General features: G+C 72.9%; 19 protein-coding genes and 3 pseudogenes. 13 read left to right on the forward strand and 9 right to left on the reverse strand.

Annotated elements, in window-relative coordinates; translation table 11 throughout:
* The first annotated feature begins 200 nt into the window (after positions 1 to 200).
* Positions 201 to 932, forward strand: coding sequence for a response regulator transcription factor (locus tag ACIQOW_RS20050; RefSeq protein WP_401086806.1), 732 nt, complete (start codon positions 201 to 203; stop codon positions 930 to 932).
* Between the two features lie 65 nt (positions 933 to 997).
* Here the strand turns inward: ACIQOW_RS20050 and ACIQOW_RS20055 are convergent, their stop codons facing one another.
* Positions 998 to 1621, reverse strand: coding sequence for a TetR/AcrR family transcriptional regulator (locus ACIQOW_RS20055; protein ID WP_401086809.1), 624 nt, complete (start codon positions 1619 to 1621; stop codon positions 998 to 1000).
* A gap of 78 nt (positions 1622 to 1699) precedes the next feature.
* Between ACIQOW_RS20055 and ACIQOW_RS20060 the strand changes: the two genes are divergently transcribed.
* Positions 1700 to 2365, forward strand: a complete 666-nt coding sequence (locus tag ACIQOW_RS20060) for a DUF1453 domain-containing protein (RefSeq protein WP_401086811.1) — start codon at positions 1700 to 1702, stop codon at positions 2363 to 2365.
* Between the two features lie 181 nt (positions 2366 to 2546).
* Here ACIQOW_RS20060 and ACIQOW_RS20065 read toward each other — a convergent pair whose 3' ends face one another.
* From ACIQOW_RS20065 to ACIQOW_RS20075, 3 genes are all read right to left on the reverse strand, one after another.
* The gene (locus tag ACIQOW_RS20065) at positions 2547 to 3329 is read right to left on the reverse strand and encodes a carbon-nitrogen hydrolase family protein (protein ID WP_401086813.1); all 783 of its coding nucleotides are present in this window, start codon (positions 3327 to 3329) and stop codon (positions 2547 to 2549) included.
* Between the two features lie 39 nt (positions 3330 to 3368).
* Positions 3369 to 4778 carry a class I adenylate-forming enzyme family protein gene (locus tag ACIQOW_RS20070; protein WP_401086814.1) on the reverse strand — a complete coding sequence of 470 codons (1410 nt, stop codon included), beginning with the start codon at positions 4776 to 4778 and terminating at the stop codon, positions 3369 to 3371.
* Between the two features lie 200 nt (positions 4779 to 4978).
* Entirely contained in the window at positions 4979 to 5584 is a 606-nt protein-coding gene (locus tag ACIQOW_RS20075) for a thioesterase II family protein (protein WP_401086815.1), read from the reverse strand.
* 604 nt (positions 5585 to 6188) lie between these two features.
* Here ACIQOW_RS20075 and ACIQOW_RS20080 point away from each other — a divergent pair.
* The 7 genes and pseudogenes from ACIQOW_RS20080 (at position 6189) to ACIQOW_RS20110 (ending at position 12737) form a co-directional block, all read left to right on the forward strand.
* Positions 6189 to 7094: an ATP-binding cassette domain-containing protein gene (locus ACIQOW_RS20080; RefSeq protein ID WP_401086817.1), complete on the forward strand. Its 906-nt coding sequence runs from the start codon at positions 6189 to 6191 to the stop codon at positions 7092 to 7094.
* Positions 7091 to 7846, forward strand: a complete 756-nt coding sequence (locus ACIQOW_RS20085; protein ID WP_401086819.1) for an ABC transporter permease — start codon at positions 7091 to 7093, stop codon at positions 7844 to 7846. The genes ACIQOW_RS20080 and ACIQOW_RS20085 overlap by 4 nt, the downstream gene beginning before the upstream one ends.
* Positions 7847 to 8096: 250 nt before the next feature.
* Positions 8097 to 8282 carry a hypothetical protein gene (locus ACIQOW_RS20090; RefSeq protein ID WP_401086820.1) on the forward strand — a complete coding sequence of 62 codons (186 nt, stop codon included), beginning with the start codon at positions 8097 to 8099 and terminating at the stop codon, positions 8280 to 8282.
* A gap of 229 nt (positions 8283 to 8511) precedes the next feature.
* Positions 8512 to 9095 (forward strand): annotated as a pseudogene (locus ACIQOW_RS20095) (BTAD domain-containing putative transcriptional regulator); the annotation flags it as partial.
* A gap of 200 nt (positions 9096 to 9295) precedes the next feature.
* Positions 9296 to 10303, forward strand: a complete 1008-nt coding sequence (locus tag ACIQOW_RS20100) for an NB-ARC domain-containing protein (RefSeq protein ID WP_401086822.1) — start codon at positions 9296 to 9298, stop codon at positions 10301 to 10303.
* A gap of 68 nt (positions 10304 to 10371) precedes the next feature.
* Positions 10372 to 11190, forward strand: a complete 819-nt coding sequence (locus ACIQOW_RS20105) for an ABC transporter ATP-binding protein (RefSeq protein WP_401086824.1) — start codon at positions 10372 to 10374, stop codon at positions 11188 to 11190.
* Positions 11103 to 12737 carry an FtsX-like permease family protein gene (locus ACIQOW_RS20110; RefSeq protein ID WP_401086826.1) on the forward strand — a complete coding sequence of 545 codons (1635 nt, stop codon included), beginning with the start codon at positions 11103 to 11105 and terminating at the stop codon, positions 12735 to 12737. The genes ACIQOW_RS20105 and ACIQOW_RS20110 overlap by 88 nt, the downstream gene beginning before the upstream one ends.
* Positions 12738 to 13384: 647 nt before the next feature.
* On the opposite strand, the gene ACIQOW_RS20115 is transcribed toward ACIQOW_RS20110, so the two are convergent.
* The 5 genes and pseudogenes from ACIQOW_RS20115 to ACIQOW_RS20135 all read right to left on the reverse strand — a co-directional run bounded on the left by ACIQOW_RS20115 (position 13385) and on the right by ACIQOW_RS20135 (position 18167).
* Positions 13385 to 13708, reverse strand: coding sequence for a hypothetical protein (locus ACIQOW_RS20115; RefSeq protein WP_401086828.1), 324 nt, complete (start codon positions 13706 to 13708; stop codon positions 13385 to 13387).
* Positions 13705 to 14496 (reverse strand): annotated as a pseudogene (locus ACIQOW_RS20120) (adenosine kinase); the annotation flags it as partial. The gene ACIQOW_RS20115 and the pseudogene ACIQOW_RS20120, both read right to left, overlap by 4 nt.
* Before the next feature lie 356 nt (positions 14497 to 14852).
* Positions 14853 to 15011: a hypothetical protein gene (locus tag ACIQOW_RS20125; protein WP_401087267.1), complete on the reverse strand. Its 159-nt coding sequence runs from the start codon at positions 15009 to 15011 to the stop codon at positions 14853 to 14855.
* A gap of 158 nt (positions 15012 to 15169) precedes the next feature.
* Positions 15170 to 16219 carry a DUF1275 family protein gene (locus ACIQOW_RS20130; RefSeq protein WP_401086830.1) on the reverse strand — a complete coding sequence of 350 codons (1050 nt, stop codon included), beginning with the start codon at positions 16217 to 16219 and terminating at the stop codon, positions 15170 to 15172.
* A gap of 84 nt (positions 16220 to 16303) precedes the next feature.
* Positions 16304 to 18167 (reverse strand): annotated as a pseudogene (locus ACIQOW_RS20135) (amidohydrolase).
* Here ACIQOW_RS20135 and ACIQOW_RS20140 point away from each other — a divergent pair.
* From ACIQOW_RS20140 to ACIQOW_RS20155, 4 genes are all read left to right on the forward strand, one after another.
* The gene (locus ACIQOW_RS20140; protein WP_401086832.1) at positions 18157 to 18723 is read left to right on the forward strand and encodes a helix-turn-helix domain-containing protein; all 567 of its coding nucleotides are present in this window, start codon (positions 18157 to 18159) and stop codon (positions 18721 to 18723) included. The pseudogene ACIQOW_RS20135 and the gene ACIQOW_RS20140 overlap by 11 nt on opposite strands.
* Positions 18724 to 18749: 26 nt before the next feature.
* Positions 18750 to 19703 (forward strand): helix-turn-helix domain-containing protein, encoded by a 954-nt coding sequence (locus ACIQOW_RS20145; protein WP_401086834.1) that lies wholly within the window; start codon positions 18750 to 18752, stop codon positions 19701 to 19703.
* A 489-nt stretch (positions 19704 to 20192) separates the two neighbouring features.
* Positions 20193 to 21641, forward strand: coding sequence for an amidase (locus tag ACIQOW_RS20150; RefSeq protein ID WP_401086836.1), 1449 nt, complete (start codon positions 20193 to 20195; stop codon positions 21639 to 21641).
* Between the two features lie 83 nt (positions 21642 to 21724).
* The gene (locus ACIQOW_RS20155; RefSeq protein ID WP_401086838.1) at positions 21725 to 22021 is read left to right on the forward strand and encodes a hypothetical protein; all 297 of its coding nucleotides are present in this window, start codon (positions 21725 to 21727) and stop codon (positions 22019 to 22021) included.
* The last annotated feature ends 371 nt before the right edge of the window (positions 22022 to 22392 follow it).

Genomic DNA, 22392 nt, shown 5'->3' on the forward strand with positions numbered 1-22392 from the left:
AGGGTGCGGTGGGCCGCGGCCGCGGCCCGGTGAGCGGGCCGTCCGCCGCGGACGGGGGTGCCGGTGCCGTCGCTCCGGCGGAGTTTGCGGATTCCCGGGAAGCCGGGGTAGGAGAACAGAAGACGCGTCGTCACATCGCCCTGGCCACGGCCGGGCGGTACACCACGGCGACGCGAACGGTACGACCTCGGGGAACGCACATGAGCGAGACGCAACGACCGACCGGCCCGGTGCGGGTCCTGGTCGTCGACGACCAGCAGATCGTCCGCGAGGGACTGATGTCCCTGCTGGACCTGATGGACGACATCGAGGTGGTGGGCGGCGCCGCGGACGGCGTGGAGGCCGTGAGCATGGTGGCCGAGACCCGCCCGCAGGTGGTCCTGATGGACCTGCGGATGCCCCGGGGCGGCGGCGCCGAGGCCACCGCGCGGATCGTCGCCGACCACCCGGAGGTGACCGTGCTGGCGCTGTCCACGTACGCCGACGACGAGTCGATCGCGGCCGCGCTCGGCGCCGGGGCGCGCGGCTACCTCACCAAGGACGCCAACCGCGAGCAGATCGCCATGGCGATCCGCAACTCGGCGCACGGCCAGTCGACCTTCGATCCGACGGTGACCCGCCGGCTGGCCGCCGCGCTCGCCGCCGCGCCGCCCGTCCCGCCGCCGGCTCCGGTCCAGGAGACCGAGGCGGTCCGCCGGGCGAAGGCCCGCGGCGTCCGCCGGAAGGTCTTCCCCGACGGTCTGACCAACCGCGAGGTGGACGTACTGCGGCTGATCGCGGACGGGCTGAGCAATCCGGAGATCGCCGGCGCGCTGTTCATCGAGGAGGCGACGGTCAAGACGCACATCAACAACGTGTTCGCCAAGATCGACGCGCGCAACCGGGCGGACGCGGTCCGCTACGTGTTCCGGCAGGGCCTCGACCGGCTCTGAGGCGACGGGGCGTCGGTGGCGGACCGGAGCGTCGCGGCCGCCTCGGCGCGACGCCCGTCCGCGGCTCAATCCCGGCCGCCGGCGGTCAGGTCGCGCAGGTGCAGGCGCAGGATCCGCAGCGCGGTGTCCGCCTCGATGCCGCCGGGTTGCAGGACCATGCCGAGGGCGAGGCCGTCCAGCAGGGCGGCGAGCCGCCCGGTCTCCAGTTCGACGTCGACGTCCGCGGGGAGGCCGCCGGCGGCCCTGGCCTCGTGCAGGACGCGTGAGACGAGTTCGCGGGCCGCCTGCTGCATCAGGGCGGCCCCGGGTCTGAACTCCGGCCGGGTGCGGGCCGCGAAGGTGAACGCCAGCCACAGCACGGCCTCCTCGCGCCTGGCCCCGTCCAGCGGCAGCAGTTCGGTCAGCAGGGCCTCGGTGACGGCGCGCCGGTCGACGCCGGCGTCCGGGTCCAGCAGCTTCTCGGCGTGGACGCGGATGCGGGTGTCGATGCGCCGCCGCAGCTCCTCCATCGCGAAGATCAGCACGTCGGCCTGGTTGTCGAAGTAGTGCCGCACCGAGCCGATCGCGAGGCCGGCCTCCTCGGCGATGTTGCGCAGTGAGGCGTGTTCGAGACCGTCCCTGCTGACGATGCGCAGTACGGCTCGCGCCACGTCCTGACGGCGGGTTTCGGGGGCTACGACCTTCGGCATGTTGTTGTTATAGCACGGGTGCGCTAAATTAAGTTCGGCAAGGCCGAGTGGCGACCCGGGAACAAAGGGGCACAAACAGTGAACACCTGGCTACTCGTGGCGATCATCGCCGTCGGCGCTGTTGCCCTGATCATCAAGCGCCTGATCGGCGAGCCGATCAACGTCCGTGACCTCTTCGGCCCCGCGGTGGTGCTCACCGCGCTGGGGATCTGGTCCGTCGCGGAGGTCAAGGAACTCAACGGCACGGACATCGGCTGGGTCCTCGGCGGCTCCGTCATCAGCCTGGGCTTCGGCCTGGTGCGCGGCTCCACCGTCGTCGTCTTCGAGAAGAACGAGGTCCTGCACCAGCGCTACACGCCGAAGACCTTCCTGGTCATCGTCGTCGCCTTCGTGGCCTCCGCGCTCTACGGCCTGCTCGCCAAGAAGATGGGCATGCACGAGGACGCCCGGCCGATGAACCTCTCCATCGGCATCGGCTTCCTCGGCGAGGCGCTCGTCATCGGCTACCGCGGCCTGCTCAAGGGCGGCAACTTCGCGCCGGAGAAGCCCAGCCTGCTGGACAAGTACACCGGCCGCGGCGACCAGGGCCGGCAGGGACCGGACCAGGGCCAGGACCAGGGGCAGGGGCAGAACCAGGGCGACGGCCGGCCGGGCCAGAACCGGAGCCCGGCTGCCGGCCTCCTGGACCGGTACCGCTCCGGCGGCAGCATCCTGGACGACCTCGACAAGTTCAAGCGCCGCTGAGCGACGCGCACCGTACGCGAAGAGGCCCGGCCGGGGTTCCCGGCCGGGCCTCTCGCACTCCCGGGGCGCCCCCTCGCTCGGCCCGGGAACGCCGGAGGGCGGCACCGCCCACGCGTGCGGGTGGTGCCGCCCTCCGTGACCGCCCTCGATGACCGCGGCCCGTGGCCGCGGTCCGCGCGGATCAGGCCGGGTACAGCTCCGGACGCCGGTCCGTCAGGTACGGGGTGGTGGCCCTCGCCTCGGCCACCACCGCCGGGTCGACGTCCGCGAACAGCAGGCCCGCGTCCGCCTCCAGGTGCAGCGCTGTGCCGTCCGGCGCGGCCACCGTGGTGTTCCCGCAGAAGCTCAGACCCCCGTGCTCCCCCGCCCAGTTGGTGTAGGCGATGTAGAGCTGGCTCTCGAAGGCCCGGGCCGGCACCAGGGTGCGGGCCACGAACTCCCAGGGCCGCATCAGCCCGGTGGGCGCCAGCAGCAGTTCCGTCCCGGCCAGCGCGTGCGCCCGGACCATCTCGGGGAACTCCACGTCGTAGCAGATCAGCAGACCGACCGTCAGACCGCCGAAGGACGCCTGGACGACGGCGGTGTCGCCCGGCGTGAACAGCGCGCGCTCGGCCCGCCCGTACAGGTGCGTCTTGCGGTACACCGCGAGGGTGTCGCCGCGACCGTCCACCAGGCGGACCGAGTTGTAGAGCGCGTCCCCGTCGGTCTCCGGCCAGCCGTGGACCAGCCCGATACCGAACTCCCGCGCGATGGCCGAGACTTCGGCGCACTGCGGGCCGTCCACCGGCCCGGCGGCCTCGTTCCGGACGCCGGGGAGCAGCGGGTAGCCGCCGACCGAGATCTCGGGGGTGACCAGGAGTCCGGCCCCCTCCTCGGCCGCACGGCGTGCCGCCTCCCGCAGCTGTTCGTACGACTGCCGGACGCCCGTCGTGCCGGACGCGGCCTGAAGGCAGGCGATTCTCACTGGGGGAAACCTCCGGGATCTCGGGTACGGGCGCGGCCGCTACCGCTGTTCCTGTGCCAGCTGCTCCAGCTGCCGCTTGTCCGGCTTGCCGTTGCGGTTGAGCGGGAAGCGGTCCAGGACGACGACCCGGTCGGGCTGCTCGTAGGTGGCCAGCATGCCACGGACGGCCTCCCGCCAGTACGCCGCCTCCCGGCCCTCCTCGTCCTCGACGAAGAAGACCAGCTGCGAGCCGCGGCGCTCGTCGGGCAGCGGGACGATCCGCACCGAGCAGCCCTCGGCCGCCACCTTGCGCTCGATCAGCTCCGGGTAGAGCGTGTAGCCCATCCGGTCCACGGCGAACTTGCGGCCGAGCACGAAGAGGTTGCCGTGCTCGTCCAGGTGGCCGAGGTCGCCGGTGCGCTGCCAGCCGGTCGGGGCGGGCAGCAGCGAGCCGTCCTCGGCGAGGTGGCCCTCCATGCCGTCCGGGGTGTCCACCTCGATCTCGCCGGCCTGGCCGGCGGGTACCGTGGCGCCGTCCTCGTCGACGACGCGCAGCGCGATGCCCTCCATGACCCGGCCGGTGGCGACCGGGTTCTCCAGGGTCGCGAAGGCGATGTTGCCCAGCTCGGTGCTGCCGTAGCTGTCCAGCAGCGGCAGCCCGAACTCGGCGACGTACCGGTCGACCAGCGTGCCGTCCAGCGGGGCGGCGCCGACGCAGAACATCCGGCTGCGCTCGATGTGCGCCCGCAGGGCCGGCTTGCGGCCGATCAGGTTGAGGATGGAGCGGTAGCTGGCGGGCGTGGCGTCGATGACGGTCGCCCCGGTGTCCCCGGCCATCCGCAGCGCGCGGTCGAGCCGCTTGTACGGGGCGACCACCAGCGAACTGCGGGTGAGCCAGGCGATGAGCACCATGGACAGCCCGTACTGGTGGGAGAACGGCAGCAGCGGCAGCAGCACGTCGTCCGCCACGTGGCCGACCTGGCGGGCGTTGCGCTCCAGGTTCTTCAGGAACTTCCCGCCCGACTTGACGACGCCCTTGGGCTGGCCGGTGGAGCCGGACGTCCACATGATCAGGCCGTCGGGCATCTCGCCCCAGGCCGTCACGTCGAGTTCGCGCTCGGCGGTCTCCCGGCCCGCCGCGGCGACCAGGAGTTCGTAGAGGTGGATCGGGTCGTGGGACGGGTCGATCGGGGAGTCCTCGTCGACCAGGACCACCTTGGCCCCGGTCCGCCGGACGATCCGGGCGGTCTCCTCCACCGTCTCCTGCTGGTCGACGAGCACGATGGAGGCTCCGGCGTGCATGAGGCCCAGCAGCGTGCCCAGCCAGGCCACCGAGTTCCCCGCCTTGAACACCACACGCTGGCCTGGGCCGACACCGCGCTCGCGGAGGGCCTCGGCGATGCGCAGGGCCTCCTGTTCGAACGCGGGGAGAGTCAGCACCGTGTCGGGGCCGTAGATCTTCGAGGTCACTGGTCGGGCGCTTCCTTCCTCGGGCCCGGAGGCGAGCGGCGCGCGCGGCCGCGAACCGGACAGGAAGCCGCCCGGGGCATACGTGCCGTCGTCGTCCGGGACGGTTGAGGGGACCTCCGGTTCGCCACCGGGACGTCGTCAACGGTCCCCACCCACGAAGTTAGGGAGCGCACACCCGTCCGGGAAACCCTTAGCCGCCCCTAGAGCCCCTTGTTCTCACCCGAGATGAGCTGGTCGTGCACCAGGTTGGCGACCTGCCGGCTGTAGCCGTCCGGACCGCCGTGCGCCCGGGGCAGGACCTCCAGCGAGAACGGTCCCGTGGTGCAGGACTCCCAGGACCGGACGTCCTCGACCAGCGCCCGTGGGCTGTGTTCCCGGGTCAGCGCGACCACCGGGCAGCGCAGTTCGGGGCCGGTGCGGGCGGGGCCGCCGCGGCCCGAGATGAACAGCGTCGCCGGGACGACGCCGGCCTCCTGCTCCAGCCGCCTCGCCACCTCGTAGGCCACGTCGGCCCCGACCCGGTGCCCGAACAGGGCCAGCGGCCGGTCCGTCCACGCCATCAGCGTGCCGAACGCCCGGTCGGCCAGCTCGGCCGTGCCGCCGATCCGCGGCGGGCCGTCGAAGTCGTACGCGCCGGGGTACTGGAAGGCCAGCACCTCCACCGTCGGCAGCAGCAGCTCCGCGAGGTCGAGCAACCGCACCGAGGAGTCGAGGAGGTGGGGGAAGAAGGCCATGCGGAACGTGCTGGGCGACATCGGGTGACGGATGTTGATGAGGTCCACACCGCCGCGGGTGTCCAAGGTCACGGTACTCGTCCCTTCAGGAGCTCGTGGGGGCGGTTCGGGGTGAAGTTCGCGTTCGCGCTCACGTCGGCGTTCACGTTCGCATTCGCATTCGCATTCTGTGCTCACGTTCGTGGACGCGTTCACGTTCACGTTCGGTGCCGCCGACACTACGGCTTGTCGGCACCGGCGGCCTCTACCCCCGGGTCTAGTCCCGGGTGGAGAAAGACAGTCCGCGAACGGCCTCGGCGCGCGGCCGGGGCGGCACGGGGCCCCGTCGCGCGGGTCGTCGGCGCCCGGTGCCGGAGCCGGACTCCGGGGCGGACTCCGGGGCGGACTCCGGGGGCGGTCGAGGAACCCCCGGTCAGCGCTGGGGCGTCTAGGGGTTGTCCGGCCGAAACGGCGGCCGTTAGCGTCCCAGTGCACGCACCGTGGTGCGTGTCATCACACCCCCCGCAGCGCAGCGCGCAGACGGGGACCGATGCCGTTTCTCCGATGGGTACGGCGTGATGTTCCCATGCCCGAAGGCAGTTGCGCACGACCGGATGAGGCATCGCAGATGATCAAGGTACGAGACCTTGCCAAAACGTTCCGCTCCGGGAAACAGGAAGTCGCCGCCGTCCGTGGCGTGAGTATCGACGTCGCCGACGGCGAACTGGTCGGCTTCCTGGGTCCGAACGGCGCCGGCAAGACCACCACGCTGCGGATGCTCGCCACTCTGCTGCGCCCGACCTCAGGTGAAGCCGTGGTCGCCGGGTGCGACCTGCTCTCCGACCCCGCGGGCGTGCGCCGCCGCATCGGCTACGTCGGCCAGGGCAACGGGGCCGGCACCGACCAGCGCGTCGGCGACGAACTGATCACCCAGGCCCGGCTGTACGGCATGAGCGCCGCCACCGCCAAGGCCCGGGTCACCGACCTGCTCGACCGCTACGACCTGTCCGGGATGGAGCGGCGGATCGTCTCCACCCTCTCCGGCGGCCAGCGCCGGCGGCTCGACATCGTGATGGGCGTCCTGCACCAGCCCGGGCTCGTCTTCCTCGACGAGCCGTCCACGGCGCTCGACCCGCAGAGCCGCAGCAACCTCTGGGACCACATCAGGTCGCTGCGCGACGAGCACGAGACCACCGTCTTCCTCACCACCCACTACCTCGACGAGGTCGACGCGCTGTGCGAGCGCATCCTCGTCATCGACGGCGGCACCATCATCACCGAGGGCACCCCCGACGGGCTCAAGAGCGAGATCTCCGGCGACCTCATCACCCTCACCACCGACGACCCGGCCGCCGCCGCCGAGATCGCCGGCCGGCTGCCCGGCGCCCGCGAGATCGCCGTCGACGGAAAGGTGCTGCGGGTGCGGGTGCCGCTCAGCTCCACCGTCCTGCCGGGGCTGCTGCGCGAACTCGACCGGGTCGACCTGGCCGTGCACGAGGTGCAGACCCAGCGGCCCACCCTCGACGACGTCTTCCTCACCCTCACCGGCCGCAGCCTGCGGGACGCCGACGCCACCCCCGACGCCGAAGACCAGGGAGAATGACGGTGCGCTACTTCCAGCAGACCGGGCACATCTTCGTCCGCTCCGTCCGCCCCTGGGTGCGCAGCCCCGCCCAGCTGCTCGTCGGCGTCTCCGGACCGCTCGTCTACCTGGTGCTCTTCGGCCCCCTGCTGAAGAACACCCTCCCCCGGGACATCGACGCCTGGCAGTGGTTCGTCCCCGGCATGCTGATGCAGCTCACCCTGTTCGGCGCCGCCTACGCGGGCTTCTCCATCACCCCCGAACTGCGCTCCGGCGTCATGGAGCGGCTGCGCGTCGCCCCCGTCAGCCGGGCCGCGCTGCTCTCCGGCCGCGTCCTCGGCGACCTCGCCCAGACCGGCATCCAGGGCGCCGTCCTGCTCGCCGTCGCCACCGCCTTCGGCTTCCGCGCCTCCGTGCCCTCGGTGCTGCTGCTCCTGGCGCTGTCCGCCGTCCTGTGCGCCGGGATCGCCTGCTCCTCGTACGGGCTGGCGCTGATCCTCAAGCAGGAGAACCGTTTCGCCCCGCTGCTGAGCATGGTCCTGGTGCCACTCATGCTGCTCTCCGGCCTTCTCCTGCCCATGCAGAACGCCCCGGACTGGCTGCACACCCTGGCCCGCGCCAACCCGCTCACCCACGTCGCCGACGCCCTGCGCGACATCGCCGCCGGCCACTACGCCACCCAGGCCACCGCCACCGGCACCCTCGCCGCCCTGAGCCTGGTCGTCATCTTCGGCCTCTGGGGCATGCGCGTCATCAACCGCGAACAGGGCTGACCGCCCGCTCCCACCCGCCCCCACGCCGTCGGCCCCCCGAGCACACCCGCTCGGGGGGCCGACGGCTTCGTTCATCTGCCCGACTACCGTTTCTGATCAGTGATGTGACGCTGGGTCGGCCGGTCTGATCGCGCGCCCACTCGACCTTCCGGACAGCCGGGACCGCGAGGCCTCGGCTTCGTCCTCCCCCCGTCCCCCGGTCGACGGGCAGGCGCCCCTACCCCGGCCCCGGGGCGCATAGGATCCCGGCGTGGCCACGTATCGCAGCGGTGCTCCGCGCCGCCATCAGATCGCCCGCCGGCTCCAGGAGCGCGCCGAATCCGGCGAGTTGGAGGCGTGCGAGGAGTTCGGCGCCCGGCAGTACGCCCGCCACGAGCCGCAGGCGCGCCGCGCCGCGCTCTCCTCCACCGCGCTACGCCCCGACGATTCCGTTTGAACCCCGTTACCGGCGCCAATGTATGACGGTGGTGAACCCCGGCGCCCTGCACCCGGGAACAACGGCGGTCGCCCGCGGCGAAATCGGATCGAAAGCGGGACGACACCCACCCCCGGCAGCATGGGCGTGCACAAGACACCAGCCAACGGGGGGAACCATGGAGTTCAGCTTGCTCGGTCCCGTCGAAGCCAGACGCAACGGCAAGCCCATCGGGCTGTCCGGGACCAAGATGCGCACGCTGCTCGCGGCACTGCTGATCGCTCGCGGAAGGGTGGTCCCGGACGCACGGCTGAGTTGGCTGCTGTGGGGCGCCTACCCGCCCACAACGATGAACGCGCAGATCTACACGTACGTCTCCCGGTTGCGCAAACTCCTCGAACCCGAGGTCGCCATCGTCCGGCGGGCGCCCGGATACGCCTTCGAGACCGGTGACAGCCTCGTCGACGTCGTCGAGTTCGAGCGACTGGAACGCGAGAGCCGCGCCGCGCTCCAGGCACACCGCCACGAGGAGGCGAGGAGCCTGCTGGACCGGGCGCTCGACCTGTGGCGCGGTCCGGCACTGGCCAACACCACGGACCTCCTGGTCGAGCAGGAGGAGTCGCACTGGGAGGAGGTCAGGGCGGCCGCGCTGGAGAACCGCGTGGAGGCCGGCCTCGCGCTGGGTCATCACCAGCACCTCACCGCCGAACTCGTCCGCCTCGTCAGCGACTTCCCCTGCGGGAGCGGATGCGCGCGCAGCTGATGACCGCTCTCTACAGGTCCGGCCGCCAGGCGGACGCCTTGCGCGTCTTCCACGAGGGCCGCCATGTCCTGGCCGACGAGCTCGGAGTCGACCCGGGTGCCGAACTCACCGGGACCTACCAGGCCGTGCTCGACGGTTCCCTCGACACCGCCCCCCGGCCGAGCCGGTCACCCGCGCCCCTCGCATGCCCGCCCCCGCGGGGCCGGTGGCGCCGTCGACACTGCCCCCGGACACCGCCACGTTCGTCGGGAGGGAGCGAGAACTGGCCACGTTGCAGGCCCTGTTGGCCCCCGGAAGCCCGGTCCGGCGCGGCCTGGTCACCGGCCTGGGCGGGGTCGGCAAGACGGCCCTCGCCCTGCGCGCCGCGCACACCAGCAGGTATCACTTCCCCGACGGGCAGCTGTACGTGGACCTCACGGACGAGCACGGCACCGCCCGGGATCCGCGCGAGGTCCTGGTCCGGCTGCTGGGCGCCCTCGGCGAGGAGACCGCGGCCGGCGACGGGACGTACGGCGCGGGGAGGTCCCCCGCCGTGGCGCTCCGCCCCCGTCTCGACGAGCTGGTGCGCCGCTACCGCGCCCGTACCGCCGGACGCAGGCTGCTGGTCGTACTGGACAACGTCTCCGACACCGAGCAGCTCGCCGCGCTCCTGCCCGACGGTGAGGAGCCCGCGGTCCTCGTGATCGGTCACCCGCACCTCGCCGCCGCCATCGGCCCGCACACCACCGTCGTCGAACCGCTCGGCGACGACGACGGCCTGACCCTGCTGGCCGCCGCCGTGGGTGTCGGGCGGGTCGCCGAGAACCTGGCGGCCGCCCGGCAGATCGTCGCGTACTGCGGCGGCGTCCCGCTCGCCCTGCGGACGGCGGGCGCCCGGCTCGCCGCCCGCCCCCACTGGTCGCCGGCACTGCTGGCCGGCCGGCTCGCCGCGCCGGCCGACCGGCTGCGCGAACTGCGTTTCGGCGGCCTGGACATGCCACGCTCGCTGTGCTCCTGGCTGCGGCTGACCGGCGTGGCGGAGGACGACCTGCGCCGGTGCGCCGCGCTGGGCGAGCGCTCCTTCTCGGCCGCGACCGCCGCCGCCGTCCTGGATCTTCCCGTCGTCCTGGCCGAGGACCTGCTGGAGCGGCTGGCCGACGCCTCGCTCATGGACCCCACGGAACCGTCCGGAGGGACGAACGGGGTTCCGCGGTACCGGCTCCACCGGCTCGTGCTCTGCTACGCACGCTCCCTGCCCGTCCGGATCCCCGTCGACACCGCGCTGCCGGTGGCGAGTTGAGCAGCTTCCCACCGCCCCCGTCCGTTCTCGGCCCATCGCCGCCTCACACCACGAGAGACAAGAGGATTATGAGCAACGACGCAGTAGTGCTGACGTCGGTGACGAAGACCTACCGAGCGGGCGACCACACGGTCAGAGCACTCGACGGGGTCTCGCTCGCCCTGCCGGCCGGGAGTTTCACTGCCATCATGGGGCCCTCGGGATCGGGGAAGTCCACCCTCCTGCAGTGCGCGGCGGGCCTCGACCGGCCGGACGACGGCTCCATCACCCTCGGCGGCACCGAGCTGACCGGCATGTCCGAGGGCGAGCTGACGCTGCTCCGGCGGAGCCGGATCGGCTTCGTCTTCCAGCAGTTCAACCTGATGTCGATGCTGACCGCCGAACAGAACGTGGCGCTTCCGCTGCGGCTGGCCGGCCGCAAGCCCGCGCGCGGCGCGGTGGAGGAGGCGCTGCGCCGGGTCGGCCTCGCCGACCGCGCCCGCCACCGGCCCTCCGAGCTGTCCGGCGGCCAGCAGCAGCGGGTCGCCCTGGCCCGCGCCCTGATCACCCGTCCCGAGGTGCTGTTCGGCGACGAGCCGACCGGCGCCCTGGACTCCTCCACCGGCCGCGAGGTGCCCGCCCTGCTGCGCGGCCTGGTCGACGACGACGGCCAGACCGTCGTCATGGTGACGCACGACCCCCAGGCCGCCTCCCAGGCGGACCGGGTGGTCTTCCTCGTCGACGGCCGGGTCAGCGGTGAGCTGCTGCGGCCCGCCGCCCACGAGATCGCCGCGCGGATGACCGAGCTCGAGGAGATCCCGTGCCGAGTGTCGCCCTGGCCACGGTGCGGGCCCGCTGGGCCCACTTCGTGGGTGTGTTCCTCGCCGTCGCACTCGGTGTCGGCCTGACCGCCTCGATGGGGCTCGCGCTGGCGGCCACCCTCGACGCACCGCAGGAACTCAAGGACCGTGACGCGGACGCCGTGTTCACGGTCAACGCCATGCTCGGCACCGCCTCGGCCGTCACCACCTTCACCTCCGTGTTCGTCGTGGCGTCGGCGTTCGCCTTCGCGGTGGCCCAGCGCCAGCGCGAGTTCGGTCTGCTCCGCATCGCCGGGGCGACCCCCCGCCAGCTGCGGGTCGCCGTCCTCGTCGAGGCGGCCCTGGTGGCCGTCCCCGCCGCGCTGGCCGGGATGCTGATCGGCAGCGTGGGCGGCCCCGCCCTGGTCGACTGGATGGCCCGGGAGCGGCTCGCGCCCGCGTGGCTCACGGTGGGCGACCAGGTGTGGCCCTACGCCGTGGCCTTCGCGATCGGGCTCGTGGTCGCTCTCACCGGCGCGTTCGCCGCGTCGGGCCGGGCGGCCCGCACCAGCGCCGTCGAAGTACTGCGGGAGTCGGCCGTCGACAAGCGGGTGATGACGCTCGGACGGTGGGTGTTCGGCGGACTGCTGCTGGCCGGCGGGCTGGTCCTGTTCGTCCAGCAGCTGGTGTCCGACCCGGCGAGCCCGCTCAAGCGCAAGACGTACACCACCGAGCCGATGCTGCTCATCGGCGCGTTCGCCCTGCTGGCCCCGCCGGCCGCCGGACCGCTGGTGCGGCTCGTCACCCGGCCGCTGGCGTCCGCCCGGGGCGCGGTCGGCATCCTGGTGCGCGAGAGCGCGACCGCCGGTGTCCGGCGGACCTCCGCGATCGCCGCCCCGGTGCTCGTCAGTGTCGCCCTGGCCGGGTCCCTGCTCGGCTCGACGGACACCGTCGGCGCGGGCAAGGCGGACGAGATGCGCAGCCGTACGGTCGCGGACTTCGTCGTCACCCCGGTGTCCGGGACGACGCTGGACGACGCCGCCGTCCGGGCGGCCGCGGTGCCGGGCAGCCGTACGTCCGTCACGGCGCCCACCACGGTCGAGTACCTCTACGAGGGCGTGGTGCGGGTGCCCGAGCCGGGCCGGGTCGTCGATCCGGCGGTCTTCGCCGAGCTGTCGAGCCTCCCGCTGATCGCCGGGTCGGTGAAGGACCTGGACGACCGGTCGATCGTCGTCAACGACGAATGGCCGGTCACCGAGGTCGGCCGGCAGGTCGACGTCTGGCGGGCGGCCCTGGTCTACTCCCTGATCGCCCTGGCCGGGACGGCGGTCGCGGCCACCGGTGACCGGCGCCGTGATCTGGCGACGCTGCGGCTGACCGGGGCCACCGGCGGCCAGGTGCTGTACGTGGTGGCCGTCGAGGCGGCCGTCGTGGTGGTGGCGGGCGCGCTCCTGGGCCTGGTCGTGACCGCGCTCAACGTGATGGGCACCTGGTCCGCGCTGTCCGTACTGGTCGGGTCCGGGGCCCCGCCGGCACTGCCGTGGGCGACGATGGCCGCGGTGACGGCGGCCTGTGCCGCGGTCGCCGTCCCCGCCTCGGTCCTGGCGGCGGCGGCCGCGCTGCGGGGGCGCCCCGCAGCGGACGGGGCCGCCTGACCCGCGGTCCGTTCCGCGCGGTGCGGTACCCGCCCCGGTGACGCCCGGGGCGGGTACCGCACGGCGACGGTATCCGCCCAGGGCGCCGGTCAGGGGCCGGCCGTCAGGGGCCGGTCAGCCCTTGCAGGCGTCGTCGAGCCGGGCGGACGCCTTCTCCAGCCGGGTGAAGGTCTTCTCGATGCCGGCGACCTTGCCCTGGCCCGGGTCGGACTTCAGGACCTGTCGGGCGTACTCGTCGTAGGCGTCCGCGAATGCTCATGGGCCGCATCGAGAACGGCCATCCGGGCCGCCGGACGAATCGGCCGACGGGCCCGGCTGAGACTCCCCCACGAGTTCAACCGGGCCTCTGGCCGGCGGCCTGGCCCGGACGCGACTCCCCCCACGGAGCGGCAACCGGGCCCGCATGGCATTCAGCCAGCGACACGCAGCGTACCTGTCACATCCACTCAGCGCTACCTCGCGTCGGAACCCTCCCGCAGCTGTGCGCCGCGCCGACGCAACGCCCACGGGTCGGACAGCTCATGCGTGAGCAGGCGTTCGGCGAGCCCGGCGCGCTGCCCAGGGGGGAGCGAGAGGACGGCCTTGACCAGGCTTTCGGCGGTGGCCTGGTCGATCCGCGCCGCCCAGGTCCTGGCAACCGAGCAGGCTCACGGTCCAGCGTCCAGGTGCCCGCGCGGAACCGGCTCCTCCGCGCCGTCCGGCTCCTCGGCGACACCGCGCAGCACCTCCGCGGCCCGCGCCGGGAGGAGCTCCGCGTACGTCGGCAGGTCGACGCGGTCGGCCGCGAGGAGCAGGTGCTTGGCGATCAGGCCCGCCTCGGGGAAGGAGCCGTGCACGGCCAGTGGGGCCAGCTGTCCGGGTGCCAGGCCAAGGACGCAGCCGGCGTGCAGCAGCACCTCCCGCACCCGGGTGGCGCCGAGGATCACCACGTCGTAGCCGGACCTGAGCCCGTCCGCCACCGGGTGCGTCATGCGCCGCCCCTCGCGGACTCGGCCGGTCGCGCGGTCCGGGTGTCCCCGGACCAGGCCGGCAGCAGCTCGGCGGCCCTGGCCAGCAGTTCGTCGCGGCCGATGGCATCGGCGCGGGTGGACGGCACCGTGCACGCGTACGCCCCGGCCACCGCGCCGTACAGCGCGCAGCGGCGCACGTCCTCGCCGGCGAGCCAGCCGAGCAGGAAACCGGAGGCGAAGGCGTCGCCGGCGCCGTTGGTGTCCACCACGGGGGCGGGCGGGGTGACGGCGGGGACGTGCGTCAGCTGCCCGTCGGCCAGCAGGTACGCCCCCTCGGCGCCGGCGGTGGCCACGACGATCCTGGCCCGGCCGCGCTCCGCGATGTCGCGCATGGTGCGTTCCGGGTCGGCGAGGGCGGTGGTGGACAGGAAGACGAGGTCCGCGGCGAGCGCGAAGGGCTCGTGGTAGGGGTTGACGCCGTCCCAGTTGTGCAGGTCGGTGGAGATGGTGACGCCGGCCTCGCCGAGCGCGGGCATGGCGAGGGCGCACGGATAGGTGATCACCACGTGGGCGTGCCGGCCGGCCGCGGCCAGGGCGCGCACCGTGTCGTCCGGGAGACGGTCGCTCTCCTGGGAGCGGGTGTTGTCGTACAGCGAGAGCCGCCGCCCGTCCGGGCCGACCAGGTTGACGGCCCGCTTGGTGCCCCGGGCGGAGGGGACCTCCGTGAACGGGATGCCCCGGTCGCGGTGGAACGCCCGCACCAGGTCGCCTTCGGGGTCGTCACCGAGCAGGTCGACGTGGTGGGCGCGGTGGAGAAGAGGCCGGTGGCGAAGAGCGCCCAGGCCGGGGTGTCGTAGTGGGCGCAGAGCATCAGGGCGACGGACCCGAGCGCCGAGATCGCGGCGCCGGGAACGGCGACCCTGGCCTGCCCGTACCGGTCGATCAGCCGGCTGATGCGCGGAACGGTCACCAGCGTGGCCGCCAGCGAGACGCCCGAGACGGCACCCGCCAGCGCGTAGGAGTCGCGCAGGGAGGCGACCATGATCACGGTGCTCACGCCGTACATGGACAGCGCGAGGCGCGCGAAGAACCCCGACAGGGTGAACGCGAGGCTCCCCTTGGGGGCGAAAAGACGGCGGTACGGGGCGAACAAGAAGTGTCTCCTTCAGTGGTCGGCCCGGCGGGCCGTCGATGCGAGGGCTTCCGGGAGCCGCGCCAGGCCGGGGCCCGCGAAGTCGAAGCGGAACGGCTGTTCGGTGAGGGCCAGGCCGGCCGTGGAGGTGGGCCGGCTCGCGGTCCTGCCGGGCCGGGCCTGGACCCACAACGCCACGTACGGTAACGGCTCGTCGCCCACGGCCGCGAACCGCCGCAGAACCGAGCGGTAGACCGCAGTCGGCTCACGACCTGGTCGCCCACGGTCGCACCGCCCGGTCCCGCCCCGGGCCCGGAGGCCTGCCCCACACCGCACTTCGGAACCGCTCGTCAGCCACCGGCCGGCGGAGCCAGGGTGCCGGGGTAGAGGTACTCCTTCGGGGGGATCACCGTGCCGTGGGCCCAGGCGTCGAAGAAGCCCTTGAGGTCCTTGCCGGACACCTTCGCGGCCAGGGCCTCGAACTGCGCCCCGGACATCGGCCAGGGCGATTCGAAGTCCCGGTGACCACGCGAGTCCGCGGGGGTCACAGTGGCGCGAGGAACGCGGGCCGGACCGTCGCGAATGCGACGAGGCCCGGCTGAACGGGGTGCCTTCCCAAGCCGCCCGGAACCACCGGAACTTCGACCCGAGGTTGCGACGGACCGACTGCGGCAGGCGGTGACGGAACGCCGGTCACTCGCGGTAGAGCAGGAGGGTGCCGCCGGCCAGGGCGGCGCTGGCGACCAGGGCCCAGGCGGTCTGCCCGTGCAGCACGAGGACGGCGCCCGGGGCGGCACCGGCGAGCATGGTGGCGACGGAGAGGATCTTCCTGCGCTGACGGGGGCGGTGCCGCCGGCGAGACGGGAGTCGGCGGCCAGGCCGGTCAGGGTCAGGGTGAGCACGGTGGTGGTGAGGTCCGGGACGCCGAGGCCGCGGACGGTGCCGTTGCGGATGCCCATGGCCAGGGCGAGCAGGGCGATCACGGCGTACTGTGCGGGCCCGTCCGCGCTCCAGGCGAAGACGACGACGGCCGCCGCGCCGTACAGCGCGGCCTCCAGGACGAAGACCGTGCGCAGCTGTGCGGGGCGCCGGGTTCCGGCGTGTCGAGTGGCGAGCCGGCCGGCCAGGAGCGCGCCGAGGAGGAAGGCGACGAGGGAGGTCAGTGATCCGGTGACGGAGAAGCCGGGTGCTCCGGCGAGGGCGAAGGCGATGACGACGACGTTGCCGGTCATGTTCGCGGTGAAGACGTGGCCGAGGCCGAGGTAGCTGACGGCGTCGATCAGACCGCTGACCAGGGTGAGGCCGAACAGGGCCAGTGCGAGCGGGTGGCGGTCGTGGATCTTCGGTCCTGGCACCGGCGGTGGGGGTGCGGTGCGGGATTCGGCTGCGGGCGTGGTCACGACGCTTCCTCGGTCGGTAGGGGGAAAGCGGATGGGGGCACCGCCGCGGTCCGGCGGCGCCCCCTCAAAGAACTTGACGATTCGTCAGAAGAAGCGGGGGTCCAGCGGCACCTGCGGCCGCCCGGGCAGGGCGAGGCCGCGCGCCGCGCGCCAGGCGTGCTGCTCGCCGGAGGCCGCCACGGCCTCCAGCACGCCCTCGGCCTGGCGGACGCCGACGGCCGGGCCGGGGGCCGGGGTGGCGTGGTAGCCGCCGAAGCGGGCTACCGGGCTCCAGGACGGCGACACCTCGGGCAGCTCGGGCGCCAGGCCCTCGTGCTCCTGGGCGGCGTGGACTATGCGTCCGCCGACGACCGTGAGGACCGCCTCGATGTGCGGGATGTCGGCCTCGGGTACGGCGAAGTAGTCGGCGCTGAGCAGCGCGAGGTCCGCGTAACTGCCCACCGTCAGACGCCCCTTGACCTCCTCCTCGCCGGTGAGGCGGGCGCCGCCGAGGGTGTAGAGCTCCAGGGCCTGCTCGCGGCTGAGCCGGTTGTGCTCGGCGGCGAGGCGCCGTCCGCTGACGGCCCGGCCGGAGGCCAGCCAGTGCAGGGCGACCCAGGGGTTGTAGGAGAAGACCCGGGTGGCGTCGGTGCCTGCCGCGACGGTGAGGCCCCGGTCCAGCATCGCGCGCAGCGGCGGCGCCTCGGCGGCGGCCGGGGCGCCGTAGCGGGAGACGAAGGCCTCGCCCTGGAAGGAGAGGCGGTTCTGGACGGAGACGGCGCCGCCCAGCGCGGCGATGCGGTCGAGGCTGTCCGGGCTGACGGTCTCGGCATGGTCGAAGAGCCAGCGGTTGCCCTGCGGGAAGAGGCCTTCGGCGGCGAGCTTCTCGAAGACGGCGAGGTCGCGGCGGATGGTCTCGTCGTAGGTGGCGTGCAGCCGGAAGCCCCAGCCGTTCTCCATGAGCAGGCGGACGGCCTTCTCGAACTCCGTCTCGTAGGGGCCAAGTTGCGGCCTCGGCTCGGTGAAGTTCTCGAAGTCGGCGGCGGCCCAGGTGAGGTTCTCCCCGGCGCCGTTGAGGCGCAGCCACTCGTCGCCCTCTCCCGGGCGCACGGTGTCGACCCAGCGGGTGAGGTCGTCGAGCTCCTGCCCGGCGGTCTGCGGGAAGAGGTGGTAGGCGATGCGCAGGCTCAGCTCGCCTCGGCGGGCGAGTTCCATGACGGTGCCGTAGTTCTCGGGGAAGCTCTGGAAGCCCCCGGCGGCGTCGATCGCGGAGGTGAGGCCGAAGCGGTTCAGCTCGCGCAGGAAGTGCCGGGTGGAGCCGATGCGGTCGGCCTCGTCCAGCATCGGCGCCTTGGCCAGGGTGGAGTAGAGCAGCAGGGCGCCGGGGGCGGCGATCAGCAGGCCGGTCGGTTCGCCGTCGTGGCCGCGGACGATCTGGCCGCCGGCCGGGTCGGGGGGTGTCCCGGGTGAAGCCCGCGGCGCGCAGCGCGGCCTTGTTGAGCAGGGCCGACTGGTAGAGGTGCAGCACGAAGACGGGGGTGTCGGGCGCCGCGGCGTTGAGCTCGGCCAGGGTGGGCAGGCGCCGCTCGGCGAACTGGTCGGCCGACCAGCCGCCGACCACCCGCACCCACTGGCCGGGTGGGGTGCGCTCGGCCTGGAGCTTGAGCATGGCCAGGGCCTCGCGCAGCGTCGGGACGCCGTCCCAGCGCGGCTCCATCACGTAGTTGAGGCCGCCGCGGATGACGTGCAGGTGCGCGTCGTTGAGTCCGGGGACGGCCCGGCGGCCGAGCGCGTCGACCACCCGGGTGCCGGGGCCGACCAGCGGCACGACGTCCGCGTCGTCACCGACCGCCTGGATCAGTCCGTCCCGGATGGCCACCGCCGTGGCCTGGGGGCGACGCGGGTCGTTGGTGAACACCTTGGCGTTGCGGACGACCAGGTCGGCGGGCTTGGAGCGGGTGACGGCCACCGTGGCCGACGCCGGCGGGCCGGTCCCGACCCTGGTCGCGCAGTCCCTGCTGACCCTCGTCGAGACGGCCGGGGACTGCCCCGGGCTCGTCGCCGGCCGGCTGGCCTGCAACTTCACCGACCTGGTGGCCACCCTCGTCACCGAGCAGGCCGCCCGTGACGCGCCGACCGCGGAGGACTCCCACTACACCCGGATCTGGGAGATCCGCTCCTACATGGACCGGCACCTCCGGGACCCGGAGCTCGGTCCGAAGGCGATCGCGGCCGCGCACGGCATCTCCGTGCGCTCCCTCCACAAGCTCTTCGAAGGGGAGGGCGTCACCGTCAGCCGCCTGATCCAGCGCCGCCGGCTCCAGGCGACCGCCCAGGAGCTCACCCGCCGGGACGGCGGCGACAGCACGGTCTCCGGCGTGGCCCAGCGGTGGGGCTTCACCGACGCGGCCCACTTCAGCCGGATCTTCCGCGCCTGGTACGGCATCTCGCCGAGCCAGTGGCGCGACACCCGCGGCGGCACCGAGCCGTCCGACGGGCAGGACACCCGCGGCCCGGTGTCCTGATGGCCCATCGACCCGAGAGGAACCCGGTGTCCGCATCTCTCTCCACCGCGTCGTTGTCCGCCTCCGGCCGGGCGGAGTGCTGGCACGAAGCGGTGTCCCACGCCTTCGTGCCGATGGCCGTGAACCTCCTGGAGGAGGTGCCGACGCCCGGGAGGATCGTCGGCCACCGGCTGGGTTCCGTGCGGATATCGAGGGTCCAGGCAGGACCGCAGATGGTGACGCGCAGCAGGCGCATGATCGCCGACAGCGATTCGTCCACACTCATCCTCAGCCTCCAGGAGCGCGGCACCGCGCTCAAGGAACAGGACGGGAGGGAGACGGTCATCCGGCCCGGCGAGTTCTCCGTCACCGACACGTCCCGGGCCTTCCGGAAGAAGATCGAGGAGGGGTTCGTCTTCACGTCGTTCCTCTTCCCCCGCGCGGAACTGGTCGTCCGGGAGAAGGACCTGCGGGCGCTCACCGCGACGACGTTCAGCGGCACCGGGGGCAGCGCCGCGTTGGTGGCGACCTATCTCTCACGGATGGCGCACGAGGCGGAAGGGCTGGACGAGGTCCTCGGGCGCCGCGCCGCGGCCACCGCGCTCGACCTGCTCGCGATGCTCATCGACGACCGGGGCGGACGTGCTCGGCCGCAGGAGTCGCGGGCCGCCGCCTCGTTGGAGCGGGTCAAGGAGCACATCCTGCGGAATCTCCGCGATCCGGACCTCTCACCGTCCACGATCGCCGAGGCGAACTTCATGTCGGTCCGCTTCCTCCACAAGCTCTTCCAGCTCGAGGGCGTCACGGTCGGCGGGTGGATCCGAACGCAGCGGCTGGAGCGCTGCGGCCGGGACCTCCTGCGGCCGATGGCCGGGGAGGTCGGGGTGGCGGGGATCGCCCGGCGCTGGGGCTTCGCCAACTCCAGCCACTTCAGCCGCGCCTTCCGCGCCACCTACGGTATGTCCCCGAGGGATTGGCAGGTCGGCGGCAAGTCCGCGTGAGTGGCGTCGCGCGACCACGCGTACGGGTCGCGCGGCGGCCGGGGTTCGCGGACTCCGCGCGTGATCTCCTCGGGAAGGTCCGGGCCGGCGGTGCAACAGCGGCCCTGGGCCTCGCCCTTGACGGTGAGCCGGCCGGCGCGGACGAGTTCGCGGATGTCGCGGTGGGCCTGCCGCTGGTGGTGCGCGCGCAGGCAGGACCGGATCCAGGGCGGGGCGTCGCGTGCTGGGGTCCGGACAGGGCCGCCGGGCGCGGCGGAAACGTCGTCGTAGCGGTAGGTGTTGCCGGCCAGGCCGGCCGTCCGGCCGGCCGTCCGGCGTCGCTCTCGGCGGCCCGTGCCCGGCCGACTCCGCTCGCGAGGAGTGAGCAAGGCCACACCCCGACATGGTCCTCCACGTCCGCTAAGGTCGGCTTGGGACCCGCCCTGAACTGGGATTGTGCGTCGGCCGCAGCGATGTGACCGCCGCGGGTCCAGCCTTTCTGGAGATCGCATGACCGATCCGGCATTTCGCTCCGCAGGCCAACTCGCCGCCGCCATCGCGGCGAAGGAGATGTCGAGCACCGAGTTGCTCGACCACTACCTCGCCCGGGTGGAGCGGCTCGATCCGAAGGTGAACGCCATCGTCGCCCGGGACGAGGAGGGCGCGAGGGCCGCGGCACTGGCGGCCGACCGCGCGGTCTCCCGTGGCGAGCCGCTCGGCCGCCTGCACGGCGTCCCCGTGACGATCAAGGACAGTCTCGAGGTCGCGGGCATGCGGACCACCGGGGGTTCGCCCCGCTGGGGACAGCACGTCTCGACGAGCGACGCCGAGTCGGTCGCCCGGCTCAGGAACGCGGGAGCGGTCGTCTTCGGCAAGTCCAACCTGCCGGCCGACGCCCGGGACTGGCAGACCTACAACGAGGTCTACGGGACCACGAACAATCCGTGGGACCCGACCCGCGGCCCCGGCGGTTCGTCCGGCGGGTCCGCCGCGGCGATCGCCGCGGGGCTGACCGGCCTGGAGCTCGGCGGCGACACGGCGGGATCGATCCGGGTGCCCGCCCACTTCTGCGGCGTGTACGGGCTGCGCCCGTCGTTCGGGATCGTGCCGAGGTACGGGAGCGTCTCGGGACACGCTCCGGGGACGCTGGCGGACTTCGACATGGCGGTACTCGGCCCGCTCGGCAGGCACGCCGACGACCTCGACCTGGGCCTCGACGTCCTCGCCGGAGCGGACCACGACCGCGCCCCGGGATGGCGCCTGGAGCTGCCCGCCGCCAGGTCGATCACCCTGCGGGACTTCCGGGTCGCGGCCTGGGTCGACGACCCATTCTGCCCCGTCGACAGCGAACTGGCCGCGATCATGCGGGCCACGCTGGAGGCGGTCCGGGCCGAGGGCGCCGTCGTGGTCGAGGGCAGCGGGCCGGTCGGGCTCGAAGAGACGATGGCGCTCTACCAGCCGCTGCTGATGGCGCAGAGCGGGCTGGTCGAGCCGGACGAGTCGTATGCCGGGCTCGTGGAGCTCGCCACGGCGGAAGGGGCCGCCGGCGGGTTCGCGTCGGACCTGACGATCAGCTTCCGTGACTGGCACGCGCTCGACGAACGCCGGCAACACTCCCGCCGCCGCTGGGCCGAGTTCTTCCGCGACGTCGACGTGCTCCTCTGCCCGGTGAGCCCCACGGCCGCCTTCCCCCACGACCAGCGCCCCGATCCCGGGTGGTCGGTCCGGACACTGCGGGTCGACGGCGCCGACCGGCCGTACCGCGAGATGCTCACGTGGATGGCACCGTCGGCGGTCAACCACCTGCCCGCGGCGGTGGCGCCCGTCGGAGCGACCCGGGACGGACTTCCGGTCGGCATCCAGGTGATCGCGCCCTACCTGCACGACCGCACCGCGGTCCGGTTCGTGCGGTGCCTCGCGGAGGTGATCGGCGGCTTCCGCCGTCCGCCGGGATTCTGAGAGCCGCCGCCGGGCCGTCCGCCTGCGGCGTAGCGGCGGGCGGCCCGGGCCTCGACAAGCACTCCGCGTACATCCGCTGGACCTTGGCCGCCATCGACAACAACCTGTTCGTCTTCACCACCCCCAAGACCCGCTCCAGCCGGAACTGGGTCGCCCTGTCCGACCGCGCCACCGACGCCATCGACCACGCCCTCAACCAAGCCGACAGCGGTGCCAGATACGGCCGCCACACCACCCCAAGAAACGCGACCCGGCCGATCACCCGCCCCACGCACAGGACCCGCCCGATCCACCGAAATACCTCGTCGACGAAACGGCGGGACCACACTGCGACCACCAGCCGACGAAACATCAAAAATGCCTCCTCCGCCTTTCGGTGAAAGCGGATTACGATCCGCGAAAACGCTGGTCGGGACGACAGGATTCGAAGCTGCGACCCCTTGCCCTCCAGTTATGAGGTTCAACTAGTGTCGACAGCCGAGGCCTTGAGGCCTCGGCCTTTTTTTCCAACTCAAGTGAAGTAAAAGAGAGTTGAGGCTCACCATGGACAGCGGGAGCCAGCAGACCCCAAACCGGGTAGATGCTCAGCCGGGTTCAAGTTCGTACATAGATGTCCGTGAGCGCCCACGGGCGCTCATGGGTGCTCATGGGTGCTCACCAGGTGCGGCCCCAAGCTGGTCCCCAAATGGCCCCCAGGTCCCCGGAGCCGCCTTCGTCACCGCGAGTAACAGCAATCTGTTGGCCCTTCAGC

Origin of the sequence: Kitasatospora sp. NPDC091335 (assembly GCF_044757205.1) — a bacterium.
Classification (GTDB): domain Bacteria; phylum Actinomycetota; class Actinomycetes; order Streptomycetales; family Streptomycetaceae; genus Kitasatospora.

Coding starts and splice junctions, on each gene's coding strand:
- ACIQOW_RS20050 (WP_401086806.1), top strand. CDS start 201: ATGAGCGAGACGCAACGACCGACCGGCCCGGTGCGGGTCCTGGTCGTC.
- ACIQOW_RS20055 (WP_401086809.1), bottom strand. CDS start 1,621: ATGCCGAAGGTCGTAGCCCCCGAAACCCGCCGTCAGGACGTGGCGCGA.
- ACIQOW_RS20085 (WP_401086819.1), top strand. CDS start 7,091: ATGACGGTGCGCTACTTCCAGCAGACCGGGCACATCTTCGTCCGCTCC.
- ACIQOW_RS20105 (WP_401086824.1), top strand. CDS start 10,372: ATGAGCAACGACGCAGTAGTGCTGACGTCGGTGACGAAGACCTACCGA.
- ACIQOW_RS20115 (WP_401086828.1), bottom strand. CDS start 13,708: ATGACGCACCCGGTGGCGGACGGGCTCAGGTCCGGCTACGACGTGGTG.
- ACIQOW_RS20150 (WP_401086836.1), top strand. CDS start 20,193: ATGACCGATCCGGCATTTCGCTCCGCAGGCCAACTCGCCGCCGCCATC.